Raw genomic sequence first — 26152 nt, 5'->3', positions numbered from 1 at the left:
CGGTGTCTTCGGCGGCGCGGCCCGCCGGCGCGGGCGGGCCACTGTTCGACACGGTGCTGGTCGCCAACCGGGGCGAGATCGCGCTGCGGGTGGTGCGCACCTGCCGGGAGATGGGCATCCGCACGGTCGTGGTGCACTCGACCGCCGACCGTGACTCGGCCGCGGTGCGCGCGGCCGACGAGTCGGTCCAGATCGGACCGGGGGTGCCGAGGAAGAGCTACCTGTACCCGCCGATGATCGTCGAGGCCGCGCTGCGCACCGGCGCGCAGGCGATCCACCCCGGGTACGGCTTCCTCTCCGAGGATCCCGACTTCGCCCAGATCTGCGCGGAGAACGGCATCGTGTTCATCGGTCCCCGCCCCGAGGTGATGGCGCGGTTGGGGGACAAGGCGCTGGCCCGCGACCTGATGGCCGGCGCCGGCCTGCCGGTCGTCCCCGGGTCGGCGCGGACGGTGAGCAACCCGACCGACCTGTACGCGACCGCGAAACGCATCGGCCTCCCGGTGATCATCAAGGCGTCCGCCGGGGGCGGCGGCCGGGGCATGTCCGTGGTGCGGCAGTGGGACGAACTGCTGCCCACGTTCCGCGCCACGCGCGCCACCGCGCGCGCCGTCTTCAACGACGACCGCGTCTACCTGGAGCGGTTCTGGGAACATGCGCGGCACGTCGAGGTGCAGGTGCTCGCCGACGGCCACGGCAACGTCGTGCACCTCGGCGAGCGGGACTGCTCCGTGCAGCGCCGCCACCAGAAGCTGGTGGAGGAGAGCCCGGCTCCCGGGCTGCCGCCCGGGATGCGCGCGCGGTTGACCGAGGCGGCGGTGCGCGGTGCGCTGGCCGCCGGCTACACCGGCGCCGGCACGTTCGAGTTCCTGGTCAGCGGGCACGACGCGGCGTTCATCGAGGTGAACTGCCGCATCCAGGTCGAGCATCCGGTGACCGAGGCGGTGACCGGCATCGACCTGGTGCGGGAGCAGATCCGGGTGGCCGCGGGGCTGCCGCTGTCGGTTACCGAGGAGGACGCGCGGCCGAGGGGCGTGGCGATCGAGTGCCGGGTCAACGCCGAGGACCCGAGCCGCGACTTCGCGCCGTGTCCCGGCGAGCTGGTCGAGTTCGTGCCGCCGGGCGGCCCGTTCGTGCGGGTGGACACGCACGCCTATCCGGGGTGGCGCATCCCGCCCTACTACGACTCGCTGCTGGCGAAGGTGATCGTCTGGGCTCCGGACCGGGAGGCGGCGATCGACCGGATGCGGCGCGCGCTTGGCGAGTTCCGGATCTCCGGGCCCGGCGTCCGCACAACCACCGAACTGCTGATGGACGTCCTGGCCGACCCGGTGTTCCGGGCCGGTGAGCACAGCACGTCCCTGTTGCGGCAGATGGCGGGCGACGCGACGGATCACCGGGCGGCCGGCTGACCGGGCGGGACCCGCGGGCGCCGCGCGGCCGCGCGCCCCGGGTCAGCCGTCCTGCCCCGGGGCGAGCCGGGGGCCCAGGTCGTCGACGAGGTCCCGCACCCAGTTCAGTTCGGCCTGCCACATCGCCCGCAGGTAGTCGATCTCCACCAGGTGGATCCGGTCCACCCCGCCGGGAAACTCGGCGACCCGGTCGGCGACCTCCTTGTCGAGCCGGGCGATGTTCGTCTCCAGCGCCGCGACGCGCGCCCGCAGCGCATCCAGCACGGTCGGGCCCGGCAGCGACGGCAGGAACGCCAGGGCCGCGGGGAACTCCGGGAACTCCGGGGCGGGGGTGGACAGCATCTCCCGCAGCCACCGCCCGGCGGTCGCCACCCCCTCCTCGGTGGCCTGGTACACCGTCCGCTCCGGACGCCGCTCCTGCCGGGTGGTCCGCAGCACGGTGATCAGGCCGCTGCGCTCCAGCCGCTCGATGGTCTGGTAGATGGCGTTGCGCTGGCTGACGTTGACCACCCGGTCCTTGTCCCACTCCTGGATCCGCTGCCGCAGACCGTAGGGGTGCATCGGTTCGTCGCTGAGCAGCAGGAGCACGGCCATGGCCAGGGACGAGCGCCGGGGAGGCCGCGCTGTGGTGTCCGGCATCGCCCTCCGCCTCCGGTCCACGTTCACGAGTGGTCGTCCGATAATCATACTAGGAATAATTGTCCCGGTAGGCGCCGCCCGCCGCGCCGGCCTGATCCCGGTGGACGGCCGGGTTCGCCGATTCCGGTAGCCGACCAATCGCGGATTGTTCCGTCCGGTCACGTCATGGCGCGCGACGTTCGGCCGGCGACCGCGAAAACGCGATGCGGCTGCTCCATCCGCGGTCAACGGTCGGTCTAGCGAGCGTCGAGGCAGCGCCGTTAGCGTCGCCGGTACCGGGGGACAGCAGGTGGTCGACGGCAGGCTCGGCCACCCCCGACTCGACTGCGGTGATCCGCCGAAATGGGGGCTTACGTTATGCAGGTAAGGTTGCTTGGTCCCCTGGACGTTTCCCGCCAGGGCATCCCGGTAACTCCCTCGGCGCCCAAACTTCGCCAGGTTTTCGCCTTGCTCGCGCTGCACGCCAACAAAATCGTGCGCAACGAGAAGCTCATCGAGGAACTCTGGGAGGACAATCCTCCGGCCAGTGTGACCACGACCCTGCAGACCTACGTCTACCAGCTCCGCAAGTTGCTCAAGCTGGACAAGTCCGGTTCCGGTCCCGGTGGCGACGAATGGGGCGTGCGGCCCGCACTGCGCACCTCCCTCGGCGGCTACCTGCTGTCCATCGACCCCACCGCGCTGGACGTGCACTGCTTCCAGGATCTGGCCGAGCGGGGACGCCGGGACCTGGAGGCCGGCCGGGTCGCCGACGCGGCCAGGACGCTGGCCAGGGCCGTCGGCCTGTGGCGCGGGCAGGCGCTGGTCGACGTCTCCTGCGGCCCCATCCTGAGCGCGGAGACGCTGCGCCTGGAGGAACTCCGCAAGAGCACCCTGGAGCGGCGGATCGACGCGGACCTCCGGCTGGGCCGGCACCAGGAGCTGCTGGGCGAGCTGACCGGGCTGGTCGCCGAGCAGCCCACTCACGAGGGTTTCCAGGGCAAGCTCATGCTGGCGCTGCACCGCTCCGGCCGCCGCTCCGAGGCGCTGCACGCCTACCAGCGGCTGCGCCGCGCGCTCGCGCACGAGCTGGGGCTGGACCCCTCCGGCGAGCTGCAACGCCTGCACCGGGCGGTGCTGACCGCCGACCGGTGCCTCGACCTGCCGCCGGGTGAGGTGACCGTGGCGGGCGGCGCGCGGCCCGAGCCGCCGTGCCACCTGCCGCCGAAGGGGGGCGAGCTCATTGGACGGGACACGGCGCTGCGGCAGGTGCTCGCCGGGCTGTCCTCGGTGGACCGCGCCAGTCCCGCGGTGGTCGTGGTGACCGGGCCGCCCGGCTCGGGGAAGTCGGCGCTGTGCACGCACGCCGGATATCGCTCGCGGGCCGGGTACCCGGACGGCCAGCTCTACGCGCGGCTGCTGGCCGAGGGCGAGCCGGTGGACTGCGGCACCGTGCTGGGCGGGTTCCTGCGGGCGCTCGGCGTCCCGGAGGCACGGATCCCGGCCTCGGTGGACGAGCGGCGCCTGATGTTCCGCACCCGGACGGCCGACCTGCGGGTGCTCGTGGTGGTCGACGACGTGTCCACGCCGGACCAGCTAGCCATGGTGCTGCCCGGTGGCGAGGGCAGCGGCGTGCTGGCCAGCAGCCGGCGCCGGCTGTGCGACGCCGCCATCGGCACCGTGGTGGAGCTGGGCGCGCTCAGCGAGGGGGAAGGACTGCGGCTGCTGGTCGGCGCGGTCGGCGAGCAGCGGGTGCTCGCCGACCGGGACGCCGCGGCCGAACTGGTGCGCACCTGCGACGGCCTGCCGGCCGCGCTGCAGGCCGTGGCCGGCAGGCTGCGGGCGCGGCCACACTGGACGGTCCGCCGGGCGTTGCGGTGGATCGCCGACGAGCTGCATGGGGACGGCGGCCGGTGGGCGGACCCGCTGAGCCTGGGCGCGGCGGTGGACGCCACGTACCGGTCGATGCCGCCGCGGGCGCGGGCGGCGTTCCGGGTGTTCGCGTCGGTGGACATGGACACCGTGTCGGTGCGCACGGCGTCGACCATCCTCGGAATCGGCGAGCGGGACGCGGAGTCCCTGCTGGAAGACCTGACCGAGGTGCACCTCATCGTGCCGTGCGGTGAGGAGGACGCCGGCGGGTTCACCTACCGCTGCCTGCCCACCCTGCGGGAGACCGCGCGCCGGCGGTACCTTCCGCCCGAGGTGGGCGTGCCGCCGCAGGCGGGCGGTGGCGGCCGGGACCGCGTCCACCCCTCCCCGCCGCTCACCCTGCGGGCCGTCCGGTAGCGCGCGGCGAACGCGGGGCGGCGGGTACCGCTCCGGGTTCGCGGGTCCGGCCAACGGTTCGGCCGGGTCGGCGTAGGCGCGCATGCGGACCACCCGGCCGTCGCGCTCCACCCATTCCACCTCGGGATGCAGGCCGGCGACGGCGCCGTCCATGTCGCCCCGCTGCCCGTTGCCGGACCCGTCGGGTTCCGGAACGGCGTCAGTAGTCGATCCGGTCGATGTCGGGCGCCATGCTGCTCGGATTACCGAACGCGATGGTGTTCTGGCCGGCGTTGAGCGGGACCGCGATGGTCAGCGTCTGCGGTGTGCTCCAGTCGTTGTCGCCGCTGCCGCGGAAGTACAGCCACGCGGACCGGCCGTTGATGCTGATCATGGCGGAGCGGCCGCTGTCCCCGTCGACGTAGCTGATGGTCAACGCGTAGGTGCCGGCCTGGTCCACGGTGACGTCGTTGAACACCAGGGCGCCGTCGCCGTTGCCGATCTGGCCGACCTTCCCGCGGCCCGAGCAGTACCCGCAGCTGTCCACCACGGCCCTGCCCACCAGGGTGTTTCCCGACGACTCAGCCTCGTAGCCGCGCCCGGCGCGGTGGATCGACTGCGGGTCCGGGCTCGGCGTGCCCGGCCGGGTCGTGGTGGTCGGCGGGGGTGGTGGTGGGGGTGCCGGAGCGGGCGGTGGTGGCGGCGGGGGAGGCACCGTGGTGGTGGTCGGCGCGACGCTCGGCGTGGCGGGCGGGGACGGGGGCGCCCCCGGTTCCGTCGCGGTGCCGAACCGCGCGGTGAACTGGGTGAACTCCCAAGCGGTCTGCGGCACGTTGCTGCACGCCGCCCCGCCGTCTACGCCGCCGTCCGGCCCGTCGCACGGGCGGTCCCGGTTGACCGACATGAACGTGTAGCGGCTGAGCTTGTGGCCGATCGCGTAGTCCAGCACCGTGCGGAAGGCGGCCTGGTCGAAGAACTCCGAGGCCTGGGACTCGCCGTTGACGCCGGCGAAGCCCTCCCGGGCGTAGGCGGTGGCGGCGTCCCAGCCGAAGGTGTTCATCAGCATGCCGTGGAACGCGTCCAGCGCACCGACCAGGCCGGACGAGCCGGCGAACCCCCCGTTCATCGTGGTGATCGAGTAGTTGTCCGGCGCGAACCCGATGCTCTTCGCCTGGTTCAGCACCCGCTGGCCGAACCACCCCGTGCCGGACGGGCTGCCCGGGGTGGTGATCGAGACATACAGGCCGGAGTTGCGTTGCTGCAGGATCTGCGCGGCGCCCACCTCGTTGGCGATCGCGGTCGGGCCGTCCAGTCCGGGCGCCTCGATGTCGAAGTCGACCGCCTTCACCGCGTACCTGTTGATCGCCTCCTGGTAGGCGTCGGCGGTGGCCTCGGCGCTGCCGCAGACCTGGCCCAGCTTGGTGCCGCCGTAGCCGCCGAAGGAGAGCACGACGTCACCCCCGGCGTTCCGCACGGCATTGACCATGTCGCGGACCACGGTGTCGGTGGCGACTGGTTTGTCCCCGCCCCAGGTCGCGCGGCAGCCGCCTCCGGTGGGCGCCCGCACCGAGCCCAGGGTGAAGGATCGCTGGCCGGTGGCCGCCATGACCTGGGGCAGATCGGGCGGGTTCTGGTCCAGCGGCATGACGTAGGGAGCCGCCCCGTACCAGTTGTCGGTCAGCCGGGCGCCGGTGTAGGGCGTCCTGCCTAACTCGGCGCTGGGGTGGTACGTCTGCGGAGCGTCGTCCGTGTTCGAGATGATGGCCGTGGCTGTGGCGATCAGCGCGCCCGCGGCCAGGGCGCAGATCGCGACGGTCGACCGTCGCACCTGTAGGCTCCTTGTCGAAAGACGTGGTGTGACCGGTGCGCGTGACCAACCGCGCACTCGGGCAACGTGCTGGGACAGGCATTGCCGGACGTCTCCGGATGCCGACGAATGAGTCCACCCTTCTTGTCGCCTGCGTCACAGCATTGTGGAGTGTCTACAGGCGATGGAGGGCTGTCGAGGATGCCGAAAGTGCGCCTAATACCACGGAAGTTTGACAGTTGTCCATGGCGGCCGGAGCCAATTAGTTGGTGTATCGACCATCGGCGGGCGAGCGTTTCACGATCGGCGACGCGCCGGTCCGGCGTGGTCGGCGCGCACCCGCTGGCCGGTGGCCGCGGCGCCCTCGACGAGCGTCCGCAACTCGCCCGGTGCCGGCGGCGGATGCGGTGGCGCGGCGTCGGTGCCGCGGCGCAGCACGCCGAGTAACTCCCGCATCTCCTCCAGCGCGGTCCGACCGCTTTGCCGGATGGTCTCGCCGACCTCGCCCGCCGTGCTGTTCGGTGACACCGCCAGCCCGCCGGCCAGCAGGGTGATCTGGCTGACCCGGTGCGCGACGACGTCGTGCAACTCGCGGGCGATCCGGGTGCGCTCCTCGGCGACAGCCTGGGCGGCGCGTAAGTCGCGCACCGAACCGTCCCACCAGGCCCGGCTCGGCAGGCTCAGGCGCACCACGTCGCCACCCTAGCGGCGCCGCGAGCAGTCCCGCAGGCATCCGCGGCAACTGACCGCCGCGGCCGTCCGGTGCGCGCGCCGACCCACGGTGGGCGCACCGGGGCGCGGTGTCGGTCGTTAGTCCCCGTGCCGACGAACATGGTCACGCGGGAGGTAACCGATGCAGTGGTGGCGGCGGACCGGGCGGACGGCGGCGATGGCCGCGGCCGTCCTGGTGGCCGGACTGACCCTGCCGGCCGCACACGCGGCACCGGCGCGGTTAACGGTCACCCAGAACCTGTTGCCCGGCCTGGCGAATGCCACCGACCTGGGTGCGGCCGCCGCCGGCACGCCGATGACGCTGCTGGTCAGCGTGGCCCGGCCGAACCCCGCCGGGGAGCAGGCGCTGCTGGACGCCGAGCACGACCCGGCCAGCCCGCAGTTCGGCCGGTTCCTGTCCGTGGACGACTTCGTCGCGCGGTTCGGCGTGCCTCAGTCCCGGGCGGACGCGGTGGCCGCGTGGCTGACCGGTACCGGGCTGCGGGTGGACTCGGTGTCCGCCGCGCGGGACCAGATCGCGCTGCACGGCACGGCGGGGCAGGTGTCCGCGCTGTTCGGCACGGCGATCCACCGCTTCTCCTACTCCGGCGGGGAGTTCCTGGCCAACACCTCGGCCCCGGTGCTGCCCTACGGCCTGGGCATCAGCAACGTCATCGGGTTGAACACGGTGCAACACCTCTCCCCGCCCGCGCGCACCCACCAGGACGGTTGCGCGGGTGGCACGTGCGTCGGCGTGACCACGCCGGCCGACCTGTGGGGCGTCTACCAGCAGCCGGCGGCGTACCAGGGGAAGGGCCAGAGCATCGCCATCTTCGGTGCGGGGCGCAGCGACGGCGTCATCACCGACCTGCGCGCGTTCGAGAAGAAGTTCGGCCTGCCGCAGGTCCCGGTCACGGTGAAGCATCCGGCGAACGACACGAACTTCACCGACGACTCCGGCCACGTCGAGTGGAACATCGACACCCAGGCGTCCACCGGCATGGCGCCCCGCGCCGACAACCTCACCCTCTACTTCGGACAAGACCTGTCCGACTCGGATGTCACCAAGGTGTTCAGCCAGTGGACCGACGACCGGACCGGTCCGAAGCAGGCGTCGGCCAGCTACGGCGAGTGCGAGACCGTCCCGGTGGTCAGCCCGATCGCCGGCCAGCCGCTGCTGAACAACCCGAGCCTGCCGGCCGGCCAGGGGCTGGGCAACAACTCCGACTACACCTGGACGCAGATCCTGCGGCAGGCGGCGATCGAGGGCAAGACGCTATTCTCGTCGACCGGGGACACCGGCTCGTCCTGCCCGATCGCCTACGCGCAGCTCATCGGCGCCGGTAACGGTGTGCTCAACCAGGGCGTGCCGGTGACCAACTCGCCCGCGTCGCTGCCGTACGTCGTCGGCGTCGGCGGCACCGTGCTCTATACCGACGGCAAGGGACACCGCTCCCGGGAGTACGGCTGGGCCTACTCCGGCGGCGGGTCGACGTTGTTCCACCCCGCGCCGTCCTACCAGCGGGGCACTCCGGGTCTCAGCGTCGACTGCGTGACCGATCCGCTCACCGTCTGCCGCGGCATCGCCGACGTGTCCGCGCAGTCCGGCGACGTCGTGTCCAACGGGTACGCGATCGTCTCCAACGGCGCGGCCAGCGTCGGCGGCGGCACGTCGCTGTCCTCGCCGCTGTGGGCGGGCATGTGGGCCCGGGTGCAGGGCGCGTCGCGCAACGCCGGCGGCAACGGCTTCGCCAACTACGCCCTCTACCGGGTCGGCAAGGACGCGGTGTCCTACCCGAGGGACTTCTTCGACGTGTCGTCCACCGACACCGCGACCGGACTGCCCGCCGGCAACGGCCTCTACCCGACCCTCCCCGGCTGGGACTACGTCACCGGCTGGGGAGCCCCGAGGGTCACCGGACTGATCTGCGACATCGACCACGTGGGCTGCTGACCGCCCCCGCGGGGAGCCGCCGCCGCGTGGCTCCCCGCGGGGCGCCCACGGTGGGGTCATCCCATGGTCTTCGCGCCGTCCAACGACTCGCGGATGATGTCGGCGTGGCCGGCGTGCTGCGCTGTCTCCGCCACGATGTGCAACAGCACCCGCCGCGCCGACCACCGCGCACCCGGCTCGAACCAGGGCGCCTCCGGCAACGGGTGGGACATGTCCAGGTCGGGCAGCGTCGCGACGAGTTCGTCGGTGCGCCGCGCCGCCCGCTCGTACTCGGCCAGCACCCCGGCCAGTGTTTCGCCGTCGAGCAGGTCGAACTCGGCGGCTCGCTCGGCCGCCATCTTCGCCATGCTCTCCTCGTCCCACGGGCCCATCGCCGACGGGCCGTCCAGGATGAAGTCCACCCAGCCGCGCTCCACGGCGGCGACGTGCTTGATCAGCCCACCGAGGCACAGCGCGCTCACCGTGGTGCGCCGTCTGGCCTGCTCGTCGGTGAGATCGCGGACCGTGTGGCGCAGGAAGAACCGGTGTTTGGCCAGGGTGTCCAGCAGGTCGGCCCGCTCGCCCTGGACCTCCGCGCCGGCGCCGCTCGCCGCCTGCCGGTAGCCGCTGACGTCCAGGCCCGGGCCGGTGTTCTCGGTGCCGGTCATGGTGTTCCCCTCTCCTTGTGTGCCGACCGGCACGCTACGACCCCGGCCCGACAGTTTTCGGCCGCGAGATGCTTCACCGGGACAGGGCGTCCTCGGGATCGTCGTCGAACGGGCGGGTCCAACCGAAGGTGAGTTCCACGGCGCGCCGCCAGTGCGCGTACTCCCTGGCCCGCTTGGCCGGGTCCATGTCCGGCAGCCACTGCGCCGCGCGGTGCCAGTTGCGGCGCAGCCGTTCCATGTCCGGCCAGTAGCCCACGGCCAGCCCGGCGGCGTAGGCGGCGCCCAGCGACACCGTCTCGGCGAACATCGGCCGCACCACCGGCACGTTGAGCACGTCCGCGATGAACTGCATGAGCAGGTTGTTCGCGGTCATCCCGCCGTCCACCTTCAGCGTGCGCAGCTCCAGCCCGGAGTCGGCGTTCATCGCGTCCACCACCTCGCGGGTCTGCCACGCGGTCGCCTCCAGCACCGCGCGCGCGAGGTGACCCTTGGTGATGTAGGAGGTGAGGCCGGCGATGATGCCGCGCGCGTCGCTGTGCCAGTGCGGGGCGAACAGCCCGGAGAACGCGGGCACGATGTAGCAGCCGCCGTTGTCCTCCACGCTGCGGGCCAGCGTCTCGATCTCCGGCGCGGTGGCGATCATCTCCAGCCCGTCCCGCAACCACTGCACCAGCGCACCGGTGATCGCGATCGAGCCCTCCAGCGCGTACACCGCCGGCGCGTCGCCGATCTGGAAGCCGACCGTGGTGAGCAGGCCGTGGGTGGACCGGGCCGGGGTGGTGCCGGTGTTCATCAGCAGGAAGCTGCCGGTGCCGTAGGTGCACTTGGCCTCGCCCGGCGCGAAGCAGGTCTGCCCGAACAGCGCGGCGTGCTGGTCGCCGAGCGCGGCCGCGATCGGCACATTCGGCACGATCCGCCGCGCGGTGCCGTAGATCTCCGTGGAGGACCGGATCTCCGGCAGCATCCGGCGCGGGATGCCGAAGAAGGACAGCAGCTCGTCGTCCCAGCCCAGCGAGCCGAGGTTCATCAGCAGCGTGCGGCTGGCGTTGGTGACATCGGTGACGTGCACCCCGCCGTCCGTGCCGCCGGTGAGGTTCCAGATCAGCCAGCTCTCCATGGTGCCGAACAGGATGTCGCCGCGCTCGGCGCGGTCCCGCGTGCCCGGCAGGCTGTCCAGCAGCCAGCGGATCCTGGGCGCGGAGAAGTACGTGGCCAGCGGCAGCCCGCTGCGCTCGCGGACCTGATCGGCGCCCACCGCCCCGGCGAGCGCGTCGACCAGCGTGTCGGTGCGGGTGTCCTGCCACACCACCGCACGCCCGATCGGGATGCCGGTGTGCCGGTCCCACAGCACGCTGGTCTCCCGCTGGTTGGCGATGCCGAGCGCGACGACCTGGCCGACGTCGATGCCGGCCTGGCGCAACGCCTGCGGCACGATGCGTTCCAGGTTCCGCCAGATCTCCATGGCGTCGTGCTCGACCCAGCCCGGTTTGGGGAAGAACTGCTGGTGCTCGCGCTGCGCCACGGACACCAGGCGACCGCGCTGGTCGAACAGGATGCAGCGGGTCGAGGTGGTGCCCTGGTCGACCGCCATCACATACCGTTGCGCCATCGCATTCCTGCCTCTACGTCGGGGTGGCTGCCGTTTACCATCGGGCCGCTCCGAGGTCGCGGGAGACCGCGCGGGCGGCGTCCCGGACATAGGTCACCAGGGTCGGATCGGGTTGCCCCCTGCCGTCACAGATCCGTTCCATCGCACCGGAAATCCCGATCGCGCCGACGACCAAGCCGCCGAACCCGCGGATCGGCGCCGCGATGCTCGCGTCCCCGGGCACGGCCTCCTCGGTCTCGTGCGCCCAGCCGGCCTCCCGCACCCCGGCCAGCGTGCGGGCGAGCACCTTCGGGTCCGTGATGGTGCGATGCGTGAACGCGGGTAGCTCGGCGCGTTGTACGGTCAGGGCCAGCCCGTTGTCGAACGCGAGCAGCACCTTGCCCAGCGCGCTGGCGTGCGGCGGGAGCAGCGCGCCCACGTCCAGGGTCTGCAGCGTGTCGTCCGGGCGGAAGACGTGGTGCACCACGAGCACCTTGCCCTCCAGCGGGGTGCCGATGTGCACCGCCTCCCCGCTGCGCGCGGCCAGCGCGTCGGCCCAGTTGATGGCACGCGAGCGAAGCTCGTTGACGTCCAGGTAGCTGGTGCCGAGGTGCAGCAGGGCGGCGCCGAGCTGGTACTTGCCGGTGGCCCGATCCTGCTCGACGAAGCCGACACGTTGCAACGTCCGCAGGATGCCGTGCGCGGTGCCCTTGGCCAGATCCAGCGCACTGGCGATCTCGCCGACGCCGAGCCGCCCGGAACCCCGGGCGAGTAAGCGAAGTATCGCCGCCGCACGTTCGATTGACTGGACCGGTCCTGGCACGAGAGGGAACCGTAGCCGGCCAACCGCTATTCGACAATGCCGAACAATGGCTGGCCACGGGCCGCGACCGGGCGGTCTCGGAACGGTGATATGTGATCTTCCTCGCCTATCGCCGTCCTACATGCATGGTCGGTGTTCGACATTGTCGACCCACGTTCGTTGACCCGTTGTTTCGCCCGCTTTACGGTCTCTGCCATCCGTGAGGGGGGTCACTGATCGAGTCCCTTTCCGAGGCGTTGGGCGTGGGCAACGGGGCCCACGGTCCGGCGACGACGCTGCAAGCCGAGGAGAAACCATGGTGGAGCGCCTGAGGGCCCGCGGACTGGTCGGCGAGTTGGCCGCCGAGTTCGCGGGCACCATGATCTTGATTCTTTTCGGTGTCGGTGTGGTGGCGCAGGTCGCCGCCGCCGGCATCGGCACCCACGACAGCATCGCGTGGGCCTGGGGCCTGGGCGTCACGCTCGGCGTGTACGTGGCCGCCCGGGTGAGCGGGGCACACCTCAACCCGGCCGTCACCGTCGCACTGGCGGCGTTCAAGGGGTTCTCCTGGCGCAAGGTGCTGCCGTACTCGCTGGCGCAGACCGCGGGCGCGTTCCTGGCCGCGCTGATCGTCCGGTGGAACTACAGCGAGGTGCTCGCCAAGGCCGACCCGGGACACACCATCAAGACGCAGGGCGTGTTCTCCACCCTGCCGGGCAACGGTGAACTGCCCATCACGGACCTGGGCGCGCTGCGCGACCAGGTCATCGGCACCGCGATCCTGCTGTTCCTCATCCTGGCCATCACCGACCTGCGCAACACCTCACCGGCGGCCAACCTGGCGCCGGTGGTGATCGGCCTGCTGGTGGTGGCGATCGGCATGGCGTGGGGCACCGACGCCGGCTACGCGATCAACCCGGCCCGCGACTTCGGCCCGCGGCTGGCCTCGTTCGTCACCGGGTATCACACGGCGTTCCACGACCAGTACGGAAATCTCTACTTCTGGGTGCCCATCGTCGGACCGCTGATCGGCGGCCTGCTCGGCGCCGGCCTGTACCAGCTGCTCATTGGCCGCTTCCTGCCGCCGGAGGAGCTGGCGGGCATCGAGCCGCCCACGGCGGAGCCGGGCAAGACCGTGTCCGCCGCGACCGAGTCCGTGCCGGCCTGATTCCGCGCCCGATTCCGCGGCCGAGCACCAGCCCGGCCCGAGCAAAGGAGACCACGTCAAGATGGCTGACTTCGTCGGAGCAGTCGATCAGGGCACGACGAGCACCCGATTCATGATCTTCGATCACGGGGGCAACGAGGTCGCCCGGCACCAGTTGGAGCACGAGCAGATCCTGCCGCGCGCCGGATGGGTCGAGCACAACCCGACCGAGATCTGGGAGCGCACCCGTGCGGTCATCCAGACCGCGCTCACCACGGCCAACCTGCAGGCGTCCGACCTGGCCGCGGTGGGCATCACCAACCAGCGCGAGACCACCGTGGTGTGGAACCGCAGGACCGGCCGGCCGTACGGCAACGCCATCGTCTGGCAGGACACCCGAACCGACCGGATCGCCGCGGCGCTGGACAAGGACGGCCGGGGGGACGTCATCCGGCGCAAGGCCGGGCTGCCGCCGGCCACCTACTTCTCCGGCGGCAAGCTGCAGTGGATCCTGGAGAACGTGGACGGCGTGCGGGAGGCCGCCGAGGCCGGCGACGCGCTGTTCGGCACCACCGACAGCTGGTTGCTGTGGAACCTCACCGGCGGCCCGGACGGCGGGGTGCACGTCACCGACGTCACCAACGCCAGCCGCACCATGCTGATGAACCTGGAGACGCTGGACTGGGACGACGAGCTGCTGTCGTTCTTCGGTGTGCCGCGCGCCATGCTGCCCGCCATCCGGCCATCGTCCACTCCGGACTTCTACGGCGTGACCCGGGCGGAGGGGCCGCTGGGCGGCGAGGTGCCGCTCTCCGGTGCGCTCGGCGACCAGCAGGCGGCCACCGTCGGCCAGGTGTGCTTCGAGGTCGGCCAGGCCAAGAACACCTACGGCACCGGTAACTTCCTGCTGCTCAACACCGGCCACGAACCGGTCCGCTCGCAGCACGGCCTGCTCACCACCGTCTGCTACCAGCTCGGTGCGGACAAGCCGGTGTACGCGCTGGAGGGTTCCATCGCGGTGACCGGGTCGGCCGTGCAGTGGCTGCGCGACCAGCTCGGCATCATCTCCGGCGCGGCGCAGAGCGAGGCGCTGGCCCGGCAGGTGGAGGACAACGGCGGGGTCTACTTCGTTCCGGCGTTCTCCGGCCTGTTCGCGCCGTACTGGCGGTCCGACGCGCGCGGCGCCATCGTCGGCCTGTCCCGCTACAACACCAACGCCCACCTGGCCAGGGCCACCCTGGAGTCGATCTGCTACCAGACCAGGGACGTGGTGGAGGCCATGCAGGCCGACTCCGGCGTCACCCTGGACGTGCTCCGGGTGGACGGCGGCGTCACCGCCAACCAGCTCTGCATGCAGCTCCAGGCGGACATCCTCGGTGTGCCGGTGTCCAAGCCGGTGGTCGCGGAGACCACGGCGCTCGGCGCCGCCTACGCCGCCGGGCTCGCCGTCGGATTCTGGGAGTCCACCGACGAACTGGTGCAGAACTGGAACGAGGACCAGCGCTGGCAGCCGAGCTGGACCGAGGAGCAGCGGGAGAAGGGTTACGCCGGCTGGAAGAAGGCGGTCTCCCGCACCCTCGACTGGGTCGACGTCGAATCCTGATCCGTTTCCCGTAAACCCGGCTGCGGGTGGGTCGTACCCCGACCTGGGCCCACCCGCAGCCACTTCCGCGCGCCTGAAAACCCCGTCGTCCGAGAGCCGTGCCCTGCCGGGCCGGTCGTGGGGGCGCGGACTCGTGGACAAGAAGGAGCACACGTGACAACCGCACGACTGGGCCCGGACTACCGCGCCGCCGCGTGGCAGGCGATCGGCGAGAGCGAACTCGACGTGCTGGTCATCGGCGGCGGTGTGGTTGGAGCGGGCGCCGCGCTGGACGCCGCCTCCCGCGGCCTGTCCGTCGCCCTGGTGGAGGCGCGGGACTGGGCGGCCGGCACGTCCAGCCGGTCCAGCAAGCTCATCCACGGCGGGCTGCGCTACCTGGAGCAGCGTGACTTCGCACTGGTGCGCGAGGCGCTCAAGGAGCGCGCGCTGCTGCTGCACCGCCTCGCGCCGCACCTGGTCCGGCCGGTGCCGTTCCTGCTGCCATTGCGGCACCGGGTGTGGGAGCGCGGCTACATCGGCGCCGGCGTGCTGCTCTACGACACCATGGGCGGGGCCCGCGCGCTGCCCCGGCACCGGCACCTGTCCCGCCGCAGGGCACTGCAGGTCGCCCCGTCGCTGCGGGAGGACGCGCTGGTCGGCGCCATCCAGTACTACGACGCGCAGGTGGACGACGCCCGGCACACCATGATGATCGCCCGCACCGCCGCGCAACTCGGTGCCACCGTGCTGACCCGGGCCCGGGTCACCGGACTGGTCCGGGACGGCGACCGGGTCACCGGCGCGCACGTGCTGGACGTGGAGACCGGCGGGGAGGTCGTGGTCCGCGCCCGCCGGGTGATCAGCGCGACCGGGGTGTGGACCGACGAGCTGCACCAGGCCGCGGCGGCGGCCAAGCCGTTCTCCGTGCGTGCCTCCAAGGGCGTGCACATCGTGGTGCCCCGGGACCGCGTCCGCCTCGACACCGGGCTGATCCTGCGCACCGAGAAGAGTGTGCTGTTCGTCATCCCGTGGGGCAAGCACTGGATCATCGGCACCACCGACACCGACTGGGACCTGGACAAGGCGCACCCGGCCGCCAGCCGCGCGGACGTCGACTACATCCTCGACCACGTCAACGCCGTGCTGCGCACCCCGATCACCCGCGACGACATCGAGGGCGTGTACGCCGGGCTGCGCCCGCTGCTGGCCGGGCAGTCCGCGGACACCGCCCAGCTGTCCCGGGAGCACGCGGTGGCCACGCCCGCGCCCGGCCTGGTCACCGTGGCCGGTGGCAAGTACACGACGTACCGGGTGATGGCCAGGGACGCGGTGGACGCCGCGGCGCGCGGGCTGGGCCGCGCGGTGCCGCCGTCCCGCACCGAACACCTGCCCATCCTCGGCGCGGTCGGCTACCACGAGCTGTGGATCGACCGGCATGTCGTGGCCGAGCGCGCCGGGCTGCCCGTCGCCACCGTGGAGCACCTGCTGCGCCGGTACGGCTCCGGCGTCCGCGACCTGCTCGAACTGATCGCCGAGCGGCCGGAGCTGGGCACGCCGATCCCGGGCGCCGAGGAGTACCTCCGGGCCGAGGCCTACTACGCGGTGTCCCACGAGGGCGCGCTGCACCTGGAGGACGTGCTCACCCGGCGGCTGCGCGTCTCCATCGAGGAGTCGGACCGCGGACTGTTCGCCGCCGCCGAGGTGGCGTCGCTGATCGCGCCGCTGCTCGGCTGGGACGACGCCACCACCCAGCGCGAGGTGCGGCTGTACGCCGACCGCGTGCGCGCCGAGCGGGCCGCCCAGGAGGCCGCCACCGACGTGGAGGCCAACGCCGCCCGGCTGGCCGCCGGCGAGGTCGCGGAGGTGAGCCTCGCCTAGCCGCCGCTCCGGTTGGATGATGTCGAGGAACGTGGCCGTTTCGTGATTCGCTGACGAACAACCGCGCCGGCGGCACGGCGTCTCCCTGGTGCACGGCAGAACCGGACACCAGGGAGACATGCCAGCCGCAGGTGCCGGTGAAGCCCAAGGGCGCGCCGGAGACCGGTGACGGCGGCATGGCCGGCACGGTGAGCCGGTGGTGACCACCACCTCCACCGTCCATGGTGGACACTTCGGTGTCCACCATGGACGGTTTCTCGCCGCGCGCGCGGGAGAGCGTGTGCCCGGGGGGTGGGTCATCGGGTGCGTCGTGCTGCTCCTGCTGGCCCTGGCCGCAAGCCCTCGTTCGTCTACACGACCTACATCAACACCACGAACGGCTCTGGCAGGCGCTCACCGACCCGGCCTTCACCCGGCGCTACTGGAACACGGAGTTCCACACGGACTGGACCGCCGGCTCGACGATGACCTGGGACAACCACGGCATCCGGATCGCCGACCCGGAGCAGGTGGTGCTCGAGTCCGAGCCCTACCGCCGGCTGTCCTACACCTGGCACACGTTCGTTCCCGAACTCGGCGAGAAGTTCGGGTGGAGCGAGGAACGGCGGGAGACGCTGGCGGCGGAACCGCGGTCGAAGGTCACCTTCGAGATCGAGGACCTCGGGCAGCAGGTCAAGCTGACCGTCATCCACGACGGGTTCGAGCCGGGCAGCACCGCGCTGGAGATGGTCAGCGAGGGCTGGCCGCAGGTGCTGTCCGGGCTCAAGACCCTGCTGGAGACGGGCGAGACGCTGCCCGCCTAGGTCGCCGCGCCGCACGTCAACGGTGAAGGACTCGCTATTGAGATAGCAAATCCTATCCGAGTAGCGTGGACTCATGGCGCGCGACGAACCCGCGAGGCGGCGGCTCAGCCGGGCGGAGTCCAAGGCGCGGACCCGGGAGCTGCTGCTGGACGCCGCCGCCCGCACGTTCGCCCGGAAGGGGTTCGCCGGCGCCTCGGTGGAGGAGATCGCCGAGGCCGCCGGGTTCTCCATCGGCGCGCTGTACTCCAACTTCGGCGGCAAGGAACAGCTGTTCCTGGAGCTGCTGTCGGCGCGGGCCAGCGGGCGGCTGCGGGAGGCCGCCCAGATCCTCGAGGACCCGGCCGTGGCGGATCCGCTCGGCGCGCTCAGCGCCCAGCTGGTCGAGGTCGCCGACAAGGACGTGGACTTCGCGCTGCTGCAGGCCGAGTTCTGGCTCTACGCGGTGCGCAACCCGCGGCTGATGGACACCCTGGCCGAGCAGCAGCACGACGTGCAGGGCGCGCTCAAGGACCTGGTGGACCGGGAGATGCGGCGCCGGGGCCACCGCATCGGCGTGCCCGGCGAGCACGTCGCCGTGGTGGCCCTGGCGCTGTTCCAGGGCCTGGTGCGGCAGCGGCGCGTCGACCCGGGCAGCGTGCCGGACGGCCTCTACGGCCAGGCCCTGCGGTGGCTGTTCGCCGGCCTGGCCGCCGAGGCCGGCTCGCCGGAACCGGACGGGGAGGAGTCGCGATGACCGACGTCCAGCAGCCCACCCTCACCGACCTGTTCGCGCCGGAGCTGCGGGCCGACCCGTACCCGGGATACCGGCGCTGGCGGGAGACCGTGCCGATCCTCCGCCCGGCCGAGGGACTGCTCGTGCTGACCCGGCACGCGGACTGCGCGGCCATGCTGCGCGACAACCGGTTCGGGCACGGCGGACCCGAGCAGCTGCCGGTGCCGTCCCCGGAGTACCAGGTCCGGGACGACGCCCTGGTGGACGAGAACGGTGTGCCGGTGCGGTCCTTCCTGCGCCTGGACCCGCCCGACCACACCCGGCTGCGCAGGCTGGTGGCGAAGGCGTTCACCCCGCGGATGGTGGCGCGGCTCGCCCCGCGCATCGAGCGGATCACCGGCGAACTGCTGGACGCCGCACTCGCCGCCGGAACCGGGGACCTGATCTCCGCGCTGGCCGCCCCGCTGCCCGTCATCGTGATCAGCGAGCTGCTCGGCGTCCCGCTGCGTGACCGGGAGCGGTTCACCGCCTGGTCGCATGCCATGGCCCGGGGACTCGACCCGGACTTCCTGATCCCGCCGCAGGTCCGCGCGCGGCAGGTGGAGGCCCGTGCCGAGTTCGTCGGCTACTTCCGCGCGCTGATCGCCGAGCGCCGCCGGGACCCCGGTGACGACCTGCTGAGCGCGCTGGTTGGCGTCTGCGAGCAGGGCGACGTGCTGACCGAGAGCGAGCTGCTGGCCACCTGCGTGCTGCTGCTGATCGCCGGGCACGAGACGACGGTCAACCTGATCGGCAACGGCGTGCTGGCGCTGCTCCGCCATCCCGAGCAGTTCACCCGGTTGCGAGCCGAACCCGAGCTGGCCGGCCGCGCGGTGGAGGAACTGCTGCGCTTCGACTCGCCGGTGCAGCTCACCGCGCGGGTCGCGCTGCAGGACGCGGACATCAACGGAACGCCGGTGCCGCGGGGTTCGTTCGTCCTCGCGCTGATCGGCTCGGCCAACCGCGACCCGGACGCGCACCCCGACCCGGACCGGCTGGACATCGGCCGCGAGCCGTCCCGGCACCTCGCCTTCGGCCAGGGCATCCACTTCTGCCTCGGCGCGCCGCTGGCCCGGCTGGAGGGACAGATCGCACTGCGTGCCCTGGCCCGGCGCGCGCCCGCCCTGCGCCTTGCCGGCGAGCCGAGTTGGAAGGACAACATCGTGCTGCGTGGCATGGCGCGGCTGCCCGTCGCGTTCGGAGCGCCCTGACGCCGTCAGCCGGTCGGCGCGGTGTCGGCCACCCGGAGGGTGGCCATGATGTGCTCGACGAGGGCGATCAGCAGGAACTTGACGGACTCGCGGTCCCGCGCGTCGCACAGCAGCACCGGGACCTCGCCGTCCACGTCCAGCGCCTGCCGCACCGCCTCCACCGGGTAGGGCTGCACCCCGTCGAAGCAGTTCACCCCGATCACGAAGGGGATGCGCCGCCGCTCGAAGAAGTCCACCGAGGGGAAACAACTGCCCAACCGCCGCGTGTCCGCGAGCACGAGCGCGCCGAGCGCACCCTGGGCCAACTCGTCCCACATGAACCAGAAGCGCTCCTGCCCGGGCGTGCCGAACAGGTACAGGATGAGATCCGCGGCGATGGTGATCCGCCCGAAGTCCAGCGCCACCGTCGTGGTGGTCTTGCGCTCGACTCCGGTCACGTCGTCCACCGCCGCGCCCACCTCGGTGAGCAGCTCCTCGGTGCGCAGCGGCACGATCTCGCTCACCGAGCCGACCAGGGTGGTCTTGCCGGCGCCGAAACCGCCGGCGATCAGCACCTTCACCGGGAGGGCCTCGAGCACGGGCCGCGCGCGGACCGCCGCGCCCGTTCCCGAACGCCCCGGCGCGTTCCCATACTCGGCGTCGCCGGTCCGGTTCGGGAACTGGCCGTCAGAGTTTCCGGATGCCATCGAGCACCTTCTGCAGCATGGTCAGGTCGGGCGGAGTGGCCGGCGGCGGACCGGCACGGAAGATCATGTACTTGCGCTCGATCAGGTCACTGATCAGCACCTTCACCACGCACAGCGGCAGATCCACCCGGGCGGCGACCTCGGCGACCGATCGGGGCAGCGCACACACCCGCAGGATGTGCGCGCACTCGGGCTCCACGGCGGCACCGTGCACCTCGGGCTGGACCGCCACCACGAGGGTGATCAGCTCCAGGTGCGGTACGGCCGCCCGGGTGCGGCCACGGGTGACGGCGTACGGCCGCACCAGCGGCCCGGCCGCCTCGTCGAACCAGGTTTCTCCCGGAACGGACATCGTCGTTCTCATGAGGTCGGCGCCTGCGCGGCCCGCTCCGCGAGGTCGTTCCGCGGCGACGAGGCGAGGTACCTGCCCACCTGGGTCACCATCAGGTTCATCTGGTACGCGATCACGCCGAGATCCGCATCGGCGCTGGCCAGCAGGGCCAGGCACGCCCCCATCCCGGCGGCCGTCACCACCAGGAAGGCGCGTTCCATCTCCACCACCGTCTGATGCACGTCACCGCCGCCGAACTGGCGCCCGGTTCCCCTGGCCAGGCTCTGGAACGACGCCGCGACCGCCGCGAGGTGCTCGGCGTCCCCTGTGGACAGATCGGCGGAGCGTCCCATGAGCAGGCCGTCGGCGGAGAGCAGTACCGCGTGCTCCGCCCCCAGCACTCGCCCGACCAGGTCGTCGAGCAACCAGTCCAGTTCACCGACGTTGGCTTTCACCGTCATCGCCCTCATCTACTCTCGCCTCGGCCCGAGCGGGGGTGGGCTCCGGCTCACCAGCCCGGGCCCGCCGGGTGCCCTGTTGAAAGGCCGCCATCCTGCTGCGCGAATGCTCGGCGGTGCGGCCGCTGCTCTCGCCGGTCTGCGCGCCGCCGGCGGCGGAGCCGTTCGCCAGTAACTGCGGCGCGAGGTTCCGCTGCCGCACCCGCCGGGGTAGCGGCGCGAGATGGTCCAGAACCCGGCCCCGCACCCCGGTCGCGCCGCCCACCTCGTCCGGTGTGCCGGCCACCTCGGCCCCGTCCGGTTCGGCCGCCCGGTCCGGGGACTCGGCCGGGCGCTCCCGCGACGCGTCGGCGGCGGACACGTCGGCGGATTCGCCCGCGGATCCGCTGGCCGTCCCGCTCTCGGACGCGCCGGCCGGCCTGCTCGCGGGTATCGCGCCCACCGCGGCGGGCGAGTAACCGTCGACCGGGTACTCGCCCGCGCCGAGCGGCGCCTCCCGCACCAGCGTGGGCAGCAGCGCCGGCTCCAGGGCGGGCGGCGGAACCCGCCGCCGGACGGCCGGGCGCTCGTCCGCGGGCGCCGGCGAGATCGCGACGGCGGCGCGGGCGTCCGGTCTCGCCGCCGGCGGAATCGCCGGAGTGGCCGCGCCCGCCAGGATGCCCGTGGGAAGGAGCACCGTGGCCCGGATCCCGTCGGAGGCGGACTCGCGCAGGGTGACCTTGATGCCGTGCCGGGACGCCAGCCTGGCCACCACGAACAGACCGATGCGGGGCTCCTCGGACAGGGCCATCACGCTGAAGTCGGGCGGGTCCTGCAACATCGCGTTGAACCGCTCGAGGTGGTCCGGGTCGATGCCCAGGCCCTGGTCCTCGATCTCGATCACCACGCCGCGGCCCACCGCGTTGCCCCGCACCTCGATCAGCGAATGCGGCGGTGAGAACGAGGTGGCGTTGTCCAGCAGTTCGGCGAGCAGGTGCACCAGGTCGGCCACCGCCACGCCGCTGACCGCCACGTCCGGCAGGCGGACCGTGTTGATCCGCATGTAGTGCTCGGTCTCGGCGATCGCGCCGCGCACCACCTCGCGCACGGACACCGGGTTGCGCCACTGGCGGCCAGCCTGCCCACCGCCGAGAATGATCAGGTTCTCCGCGTTGCGCCGGCCGCGCGTGGCGAGGTGGTCCAACTGGAACAGCAGTTGCAGCTGGTCCGGGTCCTCCAGGGAGCGCTGGGCCTGGTCGAGCACCTTGAGCTGCCGGTGCACGATCACCTGGGTGCGGTGCGCGATGTTGAGGAACACCGCCCGCACCCCCTCGCGGGTCTCGGCCTCCCGCGCCGTCGCGGCGATCGCGCTGCGCTGCGCGGCGTTGAACGCCTTCGCCACCTGGCCGATCTCGTCCTCGCCGTGGTCCAGCCACGGCACCTCGGTTTCCAGGTCGACGGACTCGCCCTCACCCAGCCGCCGAACCAGGTCCGGAAGCCGGCGGTCGGCCATGTCGAGGGTCTCCTCGCGCAGCCGGGTCAACCGGTGGATGAGCCGGCGGGACAGCCGCACGGCGACCACCAGCACACCGGCCACCAGCAGGACGATGCCCGCGCCGAGCAGCACCGAGGTGACCAGCGCCCGGCGACCGCTGGCCGTGCCCAGATCCGCCGCATAGGTGGAATGGCTGACGTAGAGGCCCATCAGCCCCTGCGAGAGCTGGTGCGCGGCGTTCTCCCAGTCGGTGGTGTTGAACGGCACCGCCATGCCGCGCGTCCGACCGTGGTCCGCCTGGAAGTCGTCGTCGTGGTTCATCACGAACTCGTCGTCCACGGCGAGCTGCTGCCACGCCGGGGTGGTCTTCAGCGCGGCGTAGGTGCCCTGCTCCTGCTGCGTCATCTCGGGCACCAACGCCTCGAGCTGACCGTGGTAGGCGCCCAGCTCGTGGGCGAGTTCGTGCATCTGGTCAGGGTCCAGGCCGCTGGACACCGCGCGCACGGCGATCGCGTGCGCCCGCGACATCGCCTCGGCGGCCGTGAACAGGTTGTAGGCGATCAACTGCTCGAAGCCGACTTGGGCGCTGGCCGCCGACCGCGCGATGTCCTGGATGGTGGCGCCGCACCGGGCGAGCAGGTCGTTGTAGAACGCGTAGGCCTCCGGCACGTCGATCTGGCCGTTGTCGACCCGGTGCCGCACGTCGTTCAGCCGGTGGCTGGCCCGGTTGAACGCGCGCAGCGAGGCGCGCATGTCGGCGGACGCGTCCCTGGCCAGGCGCGCGTTCGCCGCGGAGAGGTCGGTGAGGGCCGCGTCCACCCGCCGGCGCTGCTCCTCGAGATCGGCGCGGGTCTGCGCGGGCTGGCTGAGGCTCTGCAGGGTGAGCCGGCGCTCCTCCTCGGCGCTCGCGATGAACGCCGTGGTCGGGCCGAGCGCCCTACGCACGTCCTCGGCGAAGCCGCGGACGTGCAGGCCATCGCTGATCAGGTAGCCGAAGAGGCAGGCGCCGGCGACGAGCATCGCCACGCTCGGCACCGACACGATGGCCAGCACGCGAGCCCTGATGGTCGCCGGCCACCGGAACCGCCTGGATGAGCGCATCACCGCCGCACGACACCTTCCACTTTCCGGCCGCACCACTTCGGGAAGTCGAGAGACGACGCGCCGCCGGGTATGCGGTTCACCGGCGGATTCCCCCTGCGCGCGGCGAAGGACGGCGAATCGGGTGGAGAGCTGTCTGCCTCCGGCCGTGTCGTCGTGGCACCGCCGCGCGCAAGCAGACCGTAAGTGCGTGATTTGTGGCAGTCAACGACGTCCCGGAAATTCGTCCGCAGACTCCGTCCGCCGCACAACTTGATCGGCCGTTCGGAGCAATCAGTACCGCCGGGCGGGCGCTTCAGTGGTCGCCGGAAGCCTCCGCGCCCGGCTCGGCGCGTCGACGGCGGCGAAGCCGGGAATGCGGTACTCCGCCGGGATTCCTGCCCCTACTGAGGCGTGACTTTATATCACCCGAAAGATACCTCGACATCGCTCGCGGCACCGATTCTCGCCACCCCGCGAGCGAAGGATTCGTCACCGCGAGTTCACGATCCGTTCGCCGATCACTCGACCGAATTTCGCGCGTCCGGGCGGCCGGGCGGCCGGGCAGCCGGCGCACGGGGTCGCGGGTGGAGTGCGTGTGGTCGCTGACCGGGGCATCCGGGTGCGTGGTCAGCCAGTCGACCCGGCGACGGCTGTCGTCGTCAACCGGGTTGTAGACCATCATCCGCAGGTCGGGATCGGCGGCGAGAGCGAAGCCGGTGACCGACAGGGCGAAGTCGCCGGCGCTCGCATGCCGGTAGACCTTCTGCCGGGTCGACGGCGCCTGCACGTCGTGGTCGGCCCACATGGCGGCGAACTCGGCGCTCGCCGCGGACAGCCGGCTGATCAGGCACTCCCAGTCGGGGTCGCCGAGGCGGCGGCCGTAGGCGTCGCGGAAGGTGGCCACCATGTGCCGCAGTGCCGCGTACGGCAGGAGCATGCTCAGCCACCAACGTTCCGCGCGGAACGTGGTCATGAAAGGCGCCGCGGCGCTGGACGCCCCGGTTGGGCAGACCCTGGTACGGACGGGTGATGCGGCATCGCCGCCGGCCAATATGGATGTTGTCTCGTGGCGCTAACAATACGGTACTGTGTACACTCGCTCTTGTGGCGATGAATTCGGTGACCGAGGTTAACTTTGAAGGTGCTCGCCTGTACGCGATCCCGATGCGGAGCCGGTTCCGTGGCATTACCGTGCGAGAGGGAGTCCTGCTGGAGGGACCGCTCGGTTGGGGGGAGTTCTGCCCATTCGCGGACTACGACGACACGGTAGCGGTCTCTTGGCTGGCCACCGCCGTTGAGCAGTGCACTCGAGGCTGGCCGGCGCCGGCCCGGGACCGAATCCCCATCAATTGCACCGTGCCAGCGGTCGATCCGGAACGGGCATACGAAATTGTTGCCAAGTCCGGCTGCCGCACCGCCAAGGTGAAGGTCGCCGACCATTCGGATTCGTTGCCCGAGGATTTGGCCCGCCTGGAATCGGTCAGAGACGCCATTGGCGCGGACGGACGAGTCCGGGTGGACGCAAACGGGGTATGGGACGTGGACACCGCGGTGAACGCGATTACCCAACTCGACAGGGCGGCCGGCGGACTGGAATACGTGGAGCAGCCGTGCCCTACGATCGAGGATCTCGCCGCGGTACGGGCCAAGGTCGACGTGCCGATTGCTGCCGACGAGTCGATCCGGCGGGCCGAGGACCCGTTGCGGGTCGCCGTGGCGGGGGCCGCGGACGTCGCCGTGATCAAGTGCACGCCGCTGGGCGGAGTGCGGCGGGCGCTGCGTGTGGCCGAGGCGGCCGGGCTGCCGTGCGTGGTTTCCTCGGCGTTGGAGACCAGTATCGGGCTGGCCAGCCAGCTGGCTCTCGCCGGCGCGCTGCCCGAACTGGAATTTGCCTGCGGCCTGGGCACGCTCTCCCTGCTCACCGGCGACCTGGTGCCGGAGGACCAGTCGCTGCGCACGGTCGACGGTTACCTGCCGGTGCCCACTGCGGCACCCACTCCGGACCCGGAACTCCTGGAAACCTACGCGATGACCGATCCGGCGCGGATCACTTGGTGGACCGAGCGGCTGGCCAGGGTCCGCGCGCTGTTCGAGCAGGCGGACTGGGATTTCGACCGGTAGGAGCGACGTGTAGCTCCGCCGATCCGGGGCCACACTCACGCGGTGTCGCGGGCCGGCTTGGCGCTGAAAGTGTCCGCCACCAACGCCAGCCATCTGATCTCGTCGTCGAAGTCGTCGCCGTAGTGTACGGTCGTCGTCGCCGACGGGGCGGGGCCGGTGGCCGCGGCACGCGCTGGTACATGCGCAGTGCGGAATCCAGTTGCCGCGCCTGCACGAACGCCTCCAATGCCAGGCCGGTCAGGTTCGTCCGGGCGCCGTCGGCCCGCGCGCGCTCGGCCACGTCCTCGGTTAGATACGGCCGCACGGAGCGCCAGCCGTCTCGAATCTCGATCACACGTCGGCGTAGCCTGTACCGCAGGTTTCGCACCGAGCGCTGGGGGGACGCGGTTGGACGCGCCGGTGGGGTCGAGGAAGCGGCGTCGGTTCAGGCCCAGGCGGGCGAGGTGGCGGGTGACGGTCCGGCGGTTGATCTGCACGCCCTCGGCGGCCAGTTCGCAGCTGATCCAGGCCGCGGACCACTTGCGCTCGCGGCGCCACCGCTCGATACGGGCTAGCGTCTCGGCGTCGGTGGCGGTGGGCTGCCGACGCGGGGTGTAGCTGTGGTCCGCTAACCCGAGTTCGCCGAACTTCCGGTAGCGGTTGATCCACTTCGACGCGCACTGGCGGGAGATCCCCATCTCCGCGGCGACGTGCGCGATCGGTCGGGTCCGGCAGCGTTCGACGAGCCTGCGGCGGCCTTCCAGGGACAGCGGGGCGTTACGGTGAGGCACGGACGGGTCTTTCTGGTCGGCGGACGAGGTACTTCGCGGTTGTCATCCTG

The 26152-nt window shown here is 71.8% G+C and carries 22 protein-coding genes and 1 pseudogene; 10 read left to right on the top strand and 13 right to left on the bottom strand.

Features of this window, described 5'->3' with window-relative positions:
- The first annotated feature begins 41 nt into the window (after nt 1-41).
- Nucleotides 42-1412, top strand: coding sequence for an acetyl-CoA carboxylase biotin carboxylase subunit (locus FFT21_RS13120; RefSeq protein WP_137814198.1), 1371 nt, complete (start codon nt 42-44; stop codon nt 1410-1412).
- 42 nt (nt 1413-1454) lie between these two features.
- On the opposite strand, the gene FFT21_RS13115 is transcribed toward FFT21_RS13120, so the two are convergent.
- A complete protein-coding gene (locus FFT21_RS13115) occupies nt 1455-2051 on the bottom strand; it encodes a PadR family transcriptional regulator (protein WP_225978363.1) in 597 nt (198 codons plus the stop codon).
- Nucleotides 2052-2420: 369 nt separating this feature from the next.
- Here FFT21_RS13115 and FFT21_RS13110 point away from each other — a divergent pair, with 369 nt between their 5' ends.
- Nucleotides 2421-4319, top strand: coding sequence for an AfsR/SARP family transcriptional regulator (locus FFT21_RS13110; protein WP_192909515.1), 1899 nt, complete (start codon nt 2421-2423; stop codon nt 4317-4319).
- 199 nt (nt 4320-4518) lie between these two features.
- Here the strand turns inward: FFT21_RS13110 and FFT21_RS13105 are convergent, their stop codons facing one another.
- Together FFT21_RS13105 and FFT21_RS13100 are read right to left on the bottom strand one after the other, a co-directional pair.
- Nucleotides 4519-6126 carry a CBM35 domain-containing protein gene (locus tag FFT21_RS13105; protein WP_137814122.1) on the bottom strand — a complete coding sequence of 536 codons (1608 nt, stop codon included), beginning with the start codon at nt 6124-6126 and terminating at the stop codon, nt 4519-4521.
- Between the two features lie 276 nt (nt 6127-6402).
- On the bottom strand, nt 6403-6798 hold the full coding sequence (locus tag FFT21_RS13100) for a histidine kinase (RefSeq protein ID WP_137814121.1): 396 nt from the start codon (nt 6796-6798) through the stop codon (nt 6403-6405).
- A 196-nt stretch (nt 6799-6994) separates the two neighbouring features.
- Here FFT21_RS13100 and FFT21_RS13095 point away from each other — a divergent pair, with 196 nt between their 5' ends.
- Nucleotides 6995-8770 carry a S53 family peptidase gene (locus tag FFT21_RS13095; RefSeq protein WP_192909514.1) on the top strand — a complete coding sequence of 592 codons (1776 nt, stop codon included), beginning with the start codon at nt 6995-6997 and terminating at the stop codon, nt 8768-8770.
- Between the two features lie 56 nt (nt 8771-8826).
- Here the strand turns inward: FFT21_RS13095 and FFT21_RS13090 are convergent, their stop codons facing one another.
- The 3 genes from FFT21_RS13090 to FFT21_RS13080 form a co-directional block, all read right to left on the bottom strand.
- Nucleotides 8827-9417, bottom strand: a complete 591-nt coding sequence (locus FFT21_RS13090) for a DinB family protein (protein WP_137814119.1) — start codon at nt 9415-9417, stop codon at nt 8827-8829.
- 73 nt (nt 9418-9490) lie between these two features.
- Nucleotides 9491-11026: a glycerol kinase GlpK gene (gene glpK, locus FFT21_RS13085; RefSeq protein WP_137814118.1), complete on the bottom strand. Its 1536-nt coding sequence runs from the start codon at nt 11024-11026 to the stop codon at nt 9491-9493.
- Between the two features lie 34 nt (nt 11027-11060).
- The gene (locus FFT21_RS13080) at nt 11061-11828 is read right to left on the bottom strand and encodes an IclR family transcriptional regulator (RefSeq protein ID WP_137814117.1); all 768 of its coding nucleotides are present in this window, start codon (nt 11826-11828) and stop codon (nt 11061-11063) included.
- 295 nt (nt 11829-12123) lie between these two features.
- Here FFT21_RS13080 and FFT21_RS13075 point away from each other — a divergent pair, with 295 nt between their 5' ends.
- The 6 genes from FFT21_RS13075 to FFT21_RS13050 all read left to right on the top strand — a co-directional run bounded on the left by FFT21_RS13075 (nt 12124) and on the right by FFT21_RS13050 (nt 19179).
- A complete protein-coding gene (locus FFT21_RS13075) occupies nt 12124-12975 on the top strand; it encodes an MIP/aquaporin family protein (protein WP_137814116.1) in 852 nt (283 codons plus the stop codon).
- 61 nt (nt 12976-13036) lie between these two features.
- On the top strand, nt 13037-14557 hold the full coding sequence (gene glpK / locus FFT21_RS13070; protein WP_137814115.1) for a glycerol kinase GlpK: 1521 nt from the start codon (nt 13037-13039) through the stop codon (nt 14555-14557).
- Nucleotides 14558-14710: 153 nt separating this feature from the next.
- Nucleotides 14711-16414: a glycerol-3-phosphate dehydrogenase gene (glpD, locus tag FFT21_RS13065; RefSeq protein ID WP_137814114.1), complete on the top strand. Its 1704-nt coding sequence runs from the start codon at nt 14711-14713 to the stop codon at nt 16412-16414.
- 245 nt (nt 16415-16659) lie between these two features.
- Nucleotides 16660-17217, top strand: coding sequence for an SRPBCC family protein (locus tag FFT21_RS13060; protein ID WP_307722929.1), 558 nt, complete (start codon nt 16660-16662; stop codon nt 17215-17217).
- 73 nt (nt 17218-17290) lie between these two features.
- The gene (locus FFT21_RS13055; RefSeq protein WP_137814113.1) at nt 17291-17950 is read left to right on the top strand and encodes a TetR/AcrR family transcriptional regulator; all 660 of its coding nucleotides are present in this window, start codon (nt 17291-17293) and stop codon (nt 17948-17950) included.
- Nucleotides 17947-19179 carry a cytochrome P450 gene (locus tag FFT21_RS13050; RefSeq protein WP_137814112.1) on the top strand — a complete coding sequence of 411 codons (1233 nt, stop codon included), beginning with the start codon at nt 17947-17949 and terminating at the stop codon, nt 19177-19179. Before FFT21_RS13055 ends, FFT21_RS13050 begins: the two co-directional genes overlap by 4 nt.
- A gap of 5 nt (nt 19180-19184) precedes the next feature.
- Here FFT21_RS13050 and FFT21_RS13045 read toward each other — a convergent pair whose 3' ends face one another.
- The 5 genes from FFT21_RS13045 to FFT21_RS13025 all read right to left on the bottom strand — a co-directional run bounded on the left by FFT21_RS13045 (nt 19185) and on the right by FFT21_RS13025 (nt 24184).
- Complete coding sequence (locus FFT21_RS13045) at nt 19185-19757, bottom strand: GTP-binding protein (RefSeq protein WP_225978362.1); 573 nt, start codon at nt 19755-19757, stop codon at nt 19185-19187.
- An 88-nt stretch (nt 19758-19845) separates the two neighbouring features.
- Nucleotides 19846-20217 carry a DUF742 domain-containing protein gene (locus FFT21_RS13040; protein WP_137814110.1) on the bottom strand — a complete coding sequence of 124 codons (372 nt, stop codon included), beginning with the start codon at nt 20215-20217 and terminating at the stop codon, nt 19846-19848.
- An 8-nt stretch (nt 20218-20225) separates the two neighbouring features.
- Nucleotides 20226-20666 carry a roadblock/LC7 domain-containing protein gene (locus tag FFT21_RS13035; RefSeq protein WP_225978361.1) on the bottom strand — a complete coding sequence of 147 codons (441 nt, stop codon included), beginning with the start codon at nt 20664-20666 and terminating at the stop codon, nt 20226-20228.
- Nucleotides 20632-23181, bottom strand: a complete 2550-nt coding sequence (locus tag FFT21_RS13030) for a sensor histidine kinase (protein WP_192909513.1) — start codon at nt 23179-23181, stop codon at nt 20632-20634. The genes FFT21_RS13035 and FFT21_RS13030 overlap by 35 nt, the downstream gene beginning before the upstream one ends.
- Nucleotides 23182-23524: 343 nt before the next feature.
- Nucleotides 23525-24184 carry an MmyB family transcriptional regulator gene (locus FFT21_RS13025; protein WP_137814107.1) on the bottom strand — a complete coding sequence of 220 codons (660 nt, stop codon included), beginning with the start codon at nt 24182-24184 and terminating at the stop codon, nt 23525-23527.
- A gap of 137 nt (nt 24185-24321) precedes the next feature.
- On the opposite strand from FFT21_RS13025, the gene FFT21_RS13020 reads away from it, so the two are divergent.
- Nucleotides 24322-25332: an o-succinylbenzoate synthase gene (locus tag FFT21_RS13020; protein WP_137814196.1), complete on the top strand. Its 1011-nt coding sequence runs from the start codon at nt 24322-24324 to the stop codon at nt 25330-25332.
- Here the strand turns inward: FFT21_RS13020 and FFT21_RS30690 are convergent.
- Nucleotides 25259-25666, bottom strand: a complete 408-nt coding sequence (locus tag FFT21_RS30690) for a DUF6545 domain-containing protein (protein WP_371856794.1) — start codon at nt 25664-25666, stop codon at nt 25259-25261. The genes FFT21_RS13020 and FFT21_RS30690 overlap by 74 nt on opposite strands.
- A 43-nt stretch (nt 25667-25709) precedes the next feature.
- Nucleotides 25710-26102 (bottom strand): annotated as a pseudogene (locus FFT21_RS13015) (helix-turn-helix domain-containing protein); the annotation flags it as partial.
- Between the last annotated feature and the right edge of the window lie 50 nt (nt 26103-26152).

The sequence above is a fragment of the Gandjariella thermophila genome (genome assembly GCF_005405885.1).
Lineage (GTDB): Bacteria > Actinomycetota > Actinomycetes > Mycobacteriales > Pseudonocardiaceae > Gandjariella > Gandjariella thermophila.
The sequence above is the reverse complement of the archived record's forward strand: the minus strand, read 5'-3'. Positions and strand labels throughout refer to the sequence as shown.

Coding starts and splice junctions, on each gene's coding strand:
- FFT21_RS13115 (WP_225978363.1), bottom strand. CDS start 2,051: ATGCCGGACACCACAGCGCGGCCTCCCCGGCGCTCGTCCCTGGCCATG.
- FFT21_RS13095 (WP_192909514.1), top strand. CDS start 6,995: ATGGCCGCGGCCGTCCTGGTGGCCGGACTGACCCTGCCGGCCGCACAC.
- FFT21_RS13090 (WP_137814119.1), bottom strand. CDS start 9,417: ATGACCGGCACCGAGAACACCGGCCCGGGCCTGGACGTCAGCGGCTAC.
- glpK (WP_137814118.1), bottom strand. CDS start 11,026: ATGGCGCAACGGTATGTGATGGCGGTCGACCAGGGCACCACCTCGACC.
- FFT21_RS13075 (WP_137814116.1), top strand. CDS start 12,124: ATGGTGGAGCGCCTGAGGGCCCGCGGACTGGTCGGCGAGTTGGCCGCC.
- glpK (WP_137814115.1), top strand. CDS start 13,037: ATGGCTGACTTCGTCGGAGCAGTCGATCAGGGCACGACGAGCACCCGA.
- FFT21_RS13060 (WP_307722929.1), top strand. CDS start 16,660: ATGGACGGTTTCTCGCCGCGCGCGCGGGAGAGCGTGTGCCCGGGGGGT.
- FFT21_RS13055 (WP_137814113.1), top strand. CDS start 17,291: ATGGCGCGCGACGAACCCGCGAGGCGGCGGCTCAGCCGGGCGGAGTCC.
- FFT21_RS13050 (WP_137814112.1), top strand. CDS start 17,947: ATGACCGACGTCCAGCAGCCCACCCTCACCGACCTGTTCGCGCCGGAG.
- FFT21_RS13040 (WP_137814110.1), bottom strand. CDS start 20,217: ATGTCCGTTCCGGGAGAAACCTGGTTCGACGAGGCGGCCGGGCCGCTG.
- FFT21_RS13035 (WP_225978361.1), bottom strand. CDS start 20,666: ATGAGGGCGATGACGGTGAAAGCCAACGTCGGTGAACTGGACTGGTTG.
- FFT21_RS13025 (WP_137814107.1), bottom strand. CDS start 24,184: ATGACCACGTTCCGCGCGGAACGTTGGTGGCTGAGCATGCTCCTGCCG.
- FFT21_RS13020 (WP_137814196.1), top strand. CDS start 24,322: ATGAATTCGGTGACCGAGGTTAACTTTGAAGGTGCTCGCCTGTACGCG.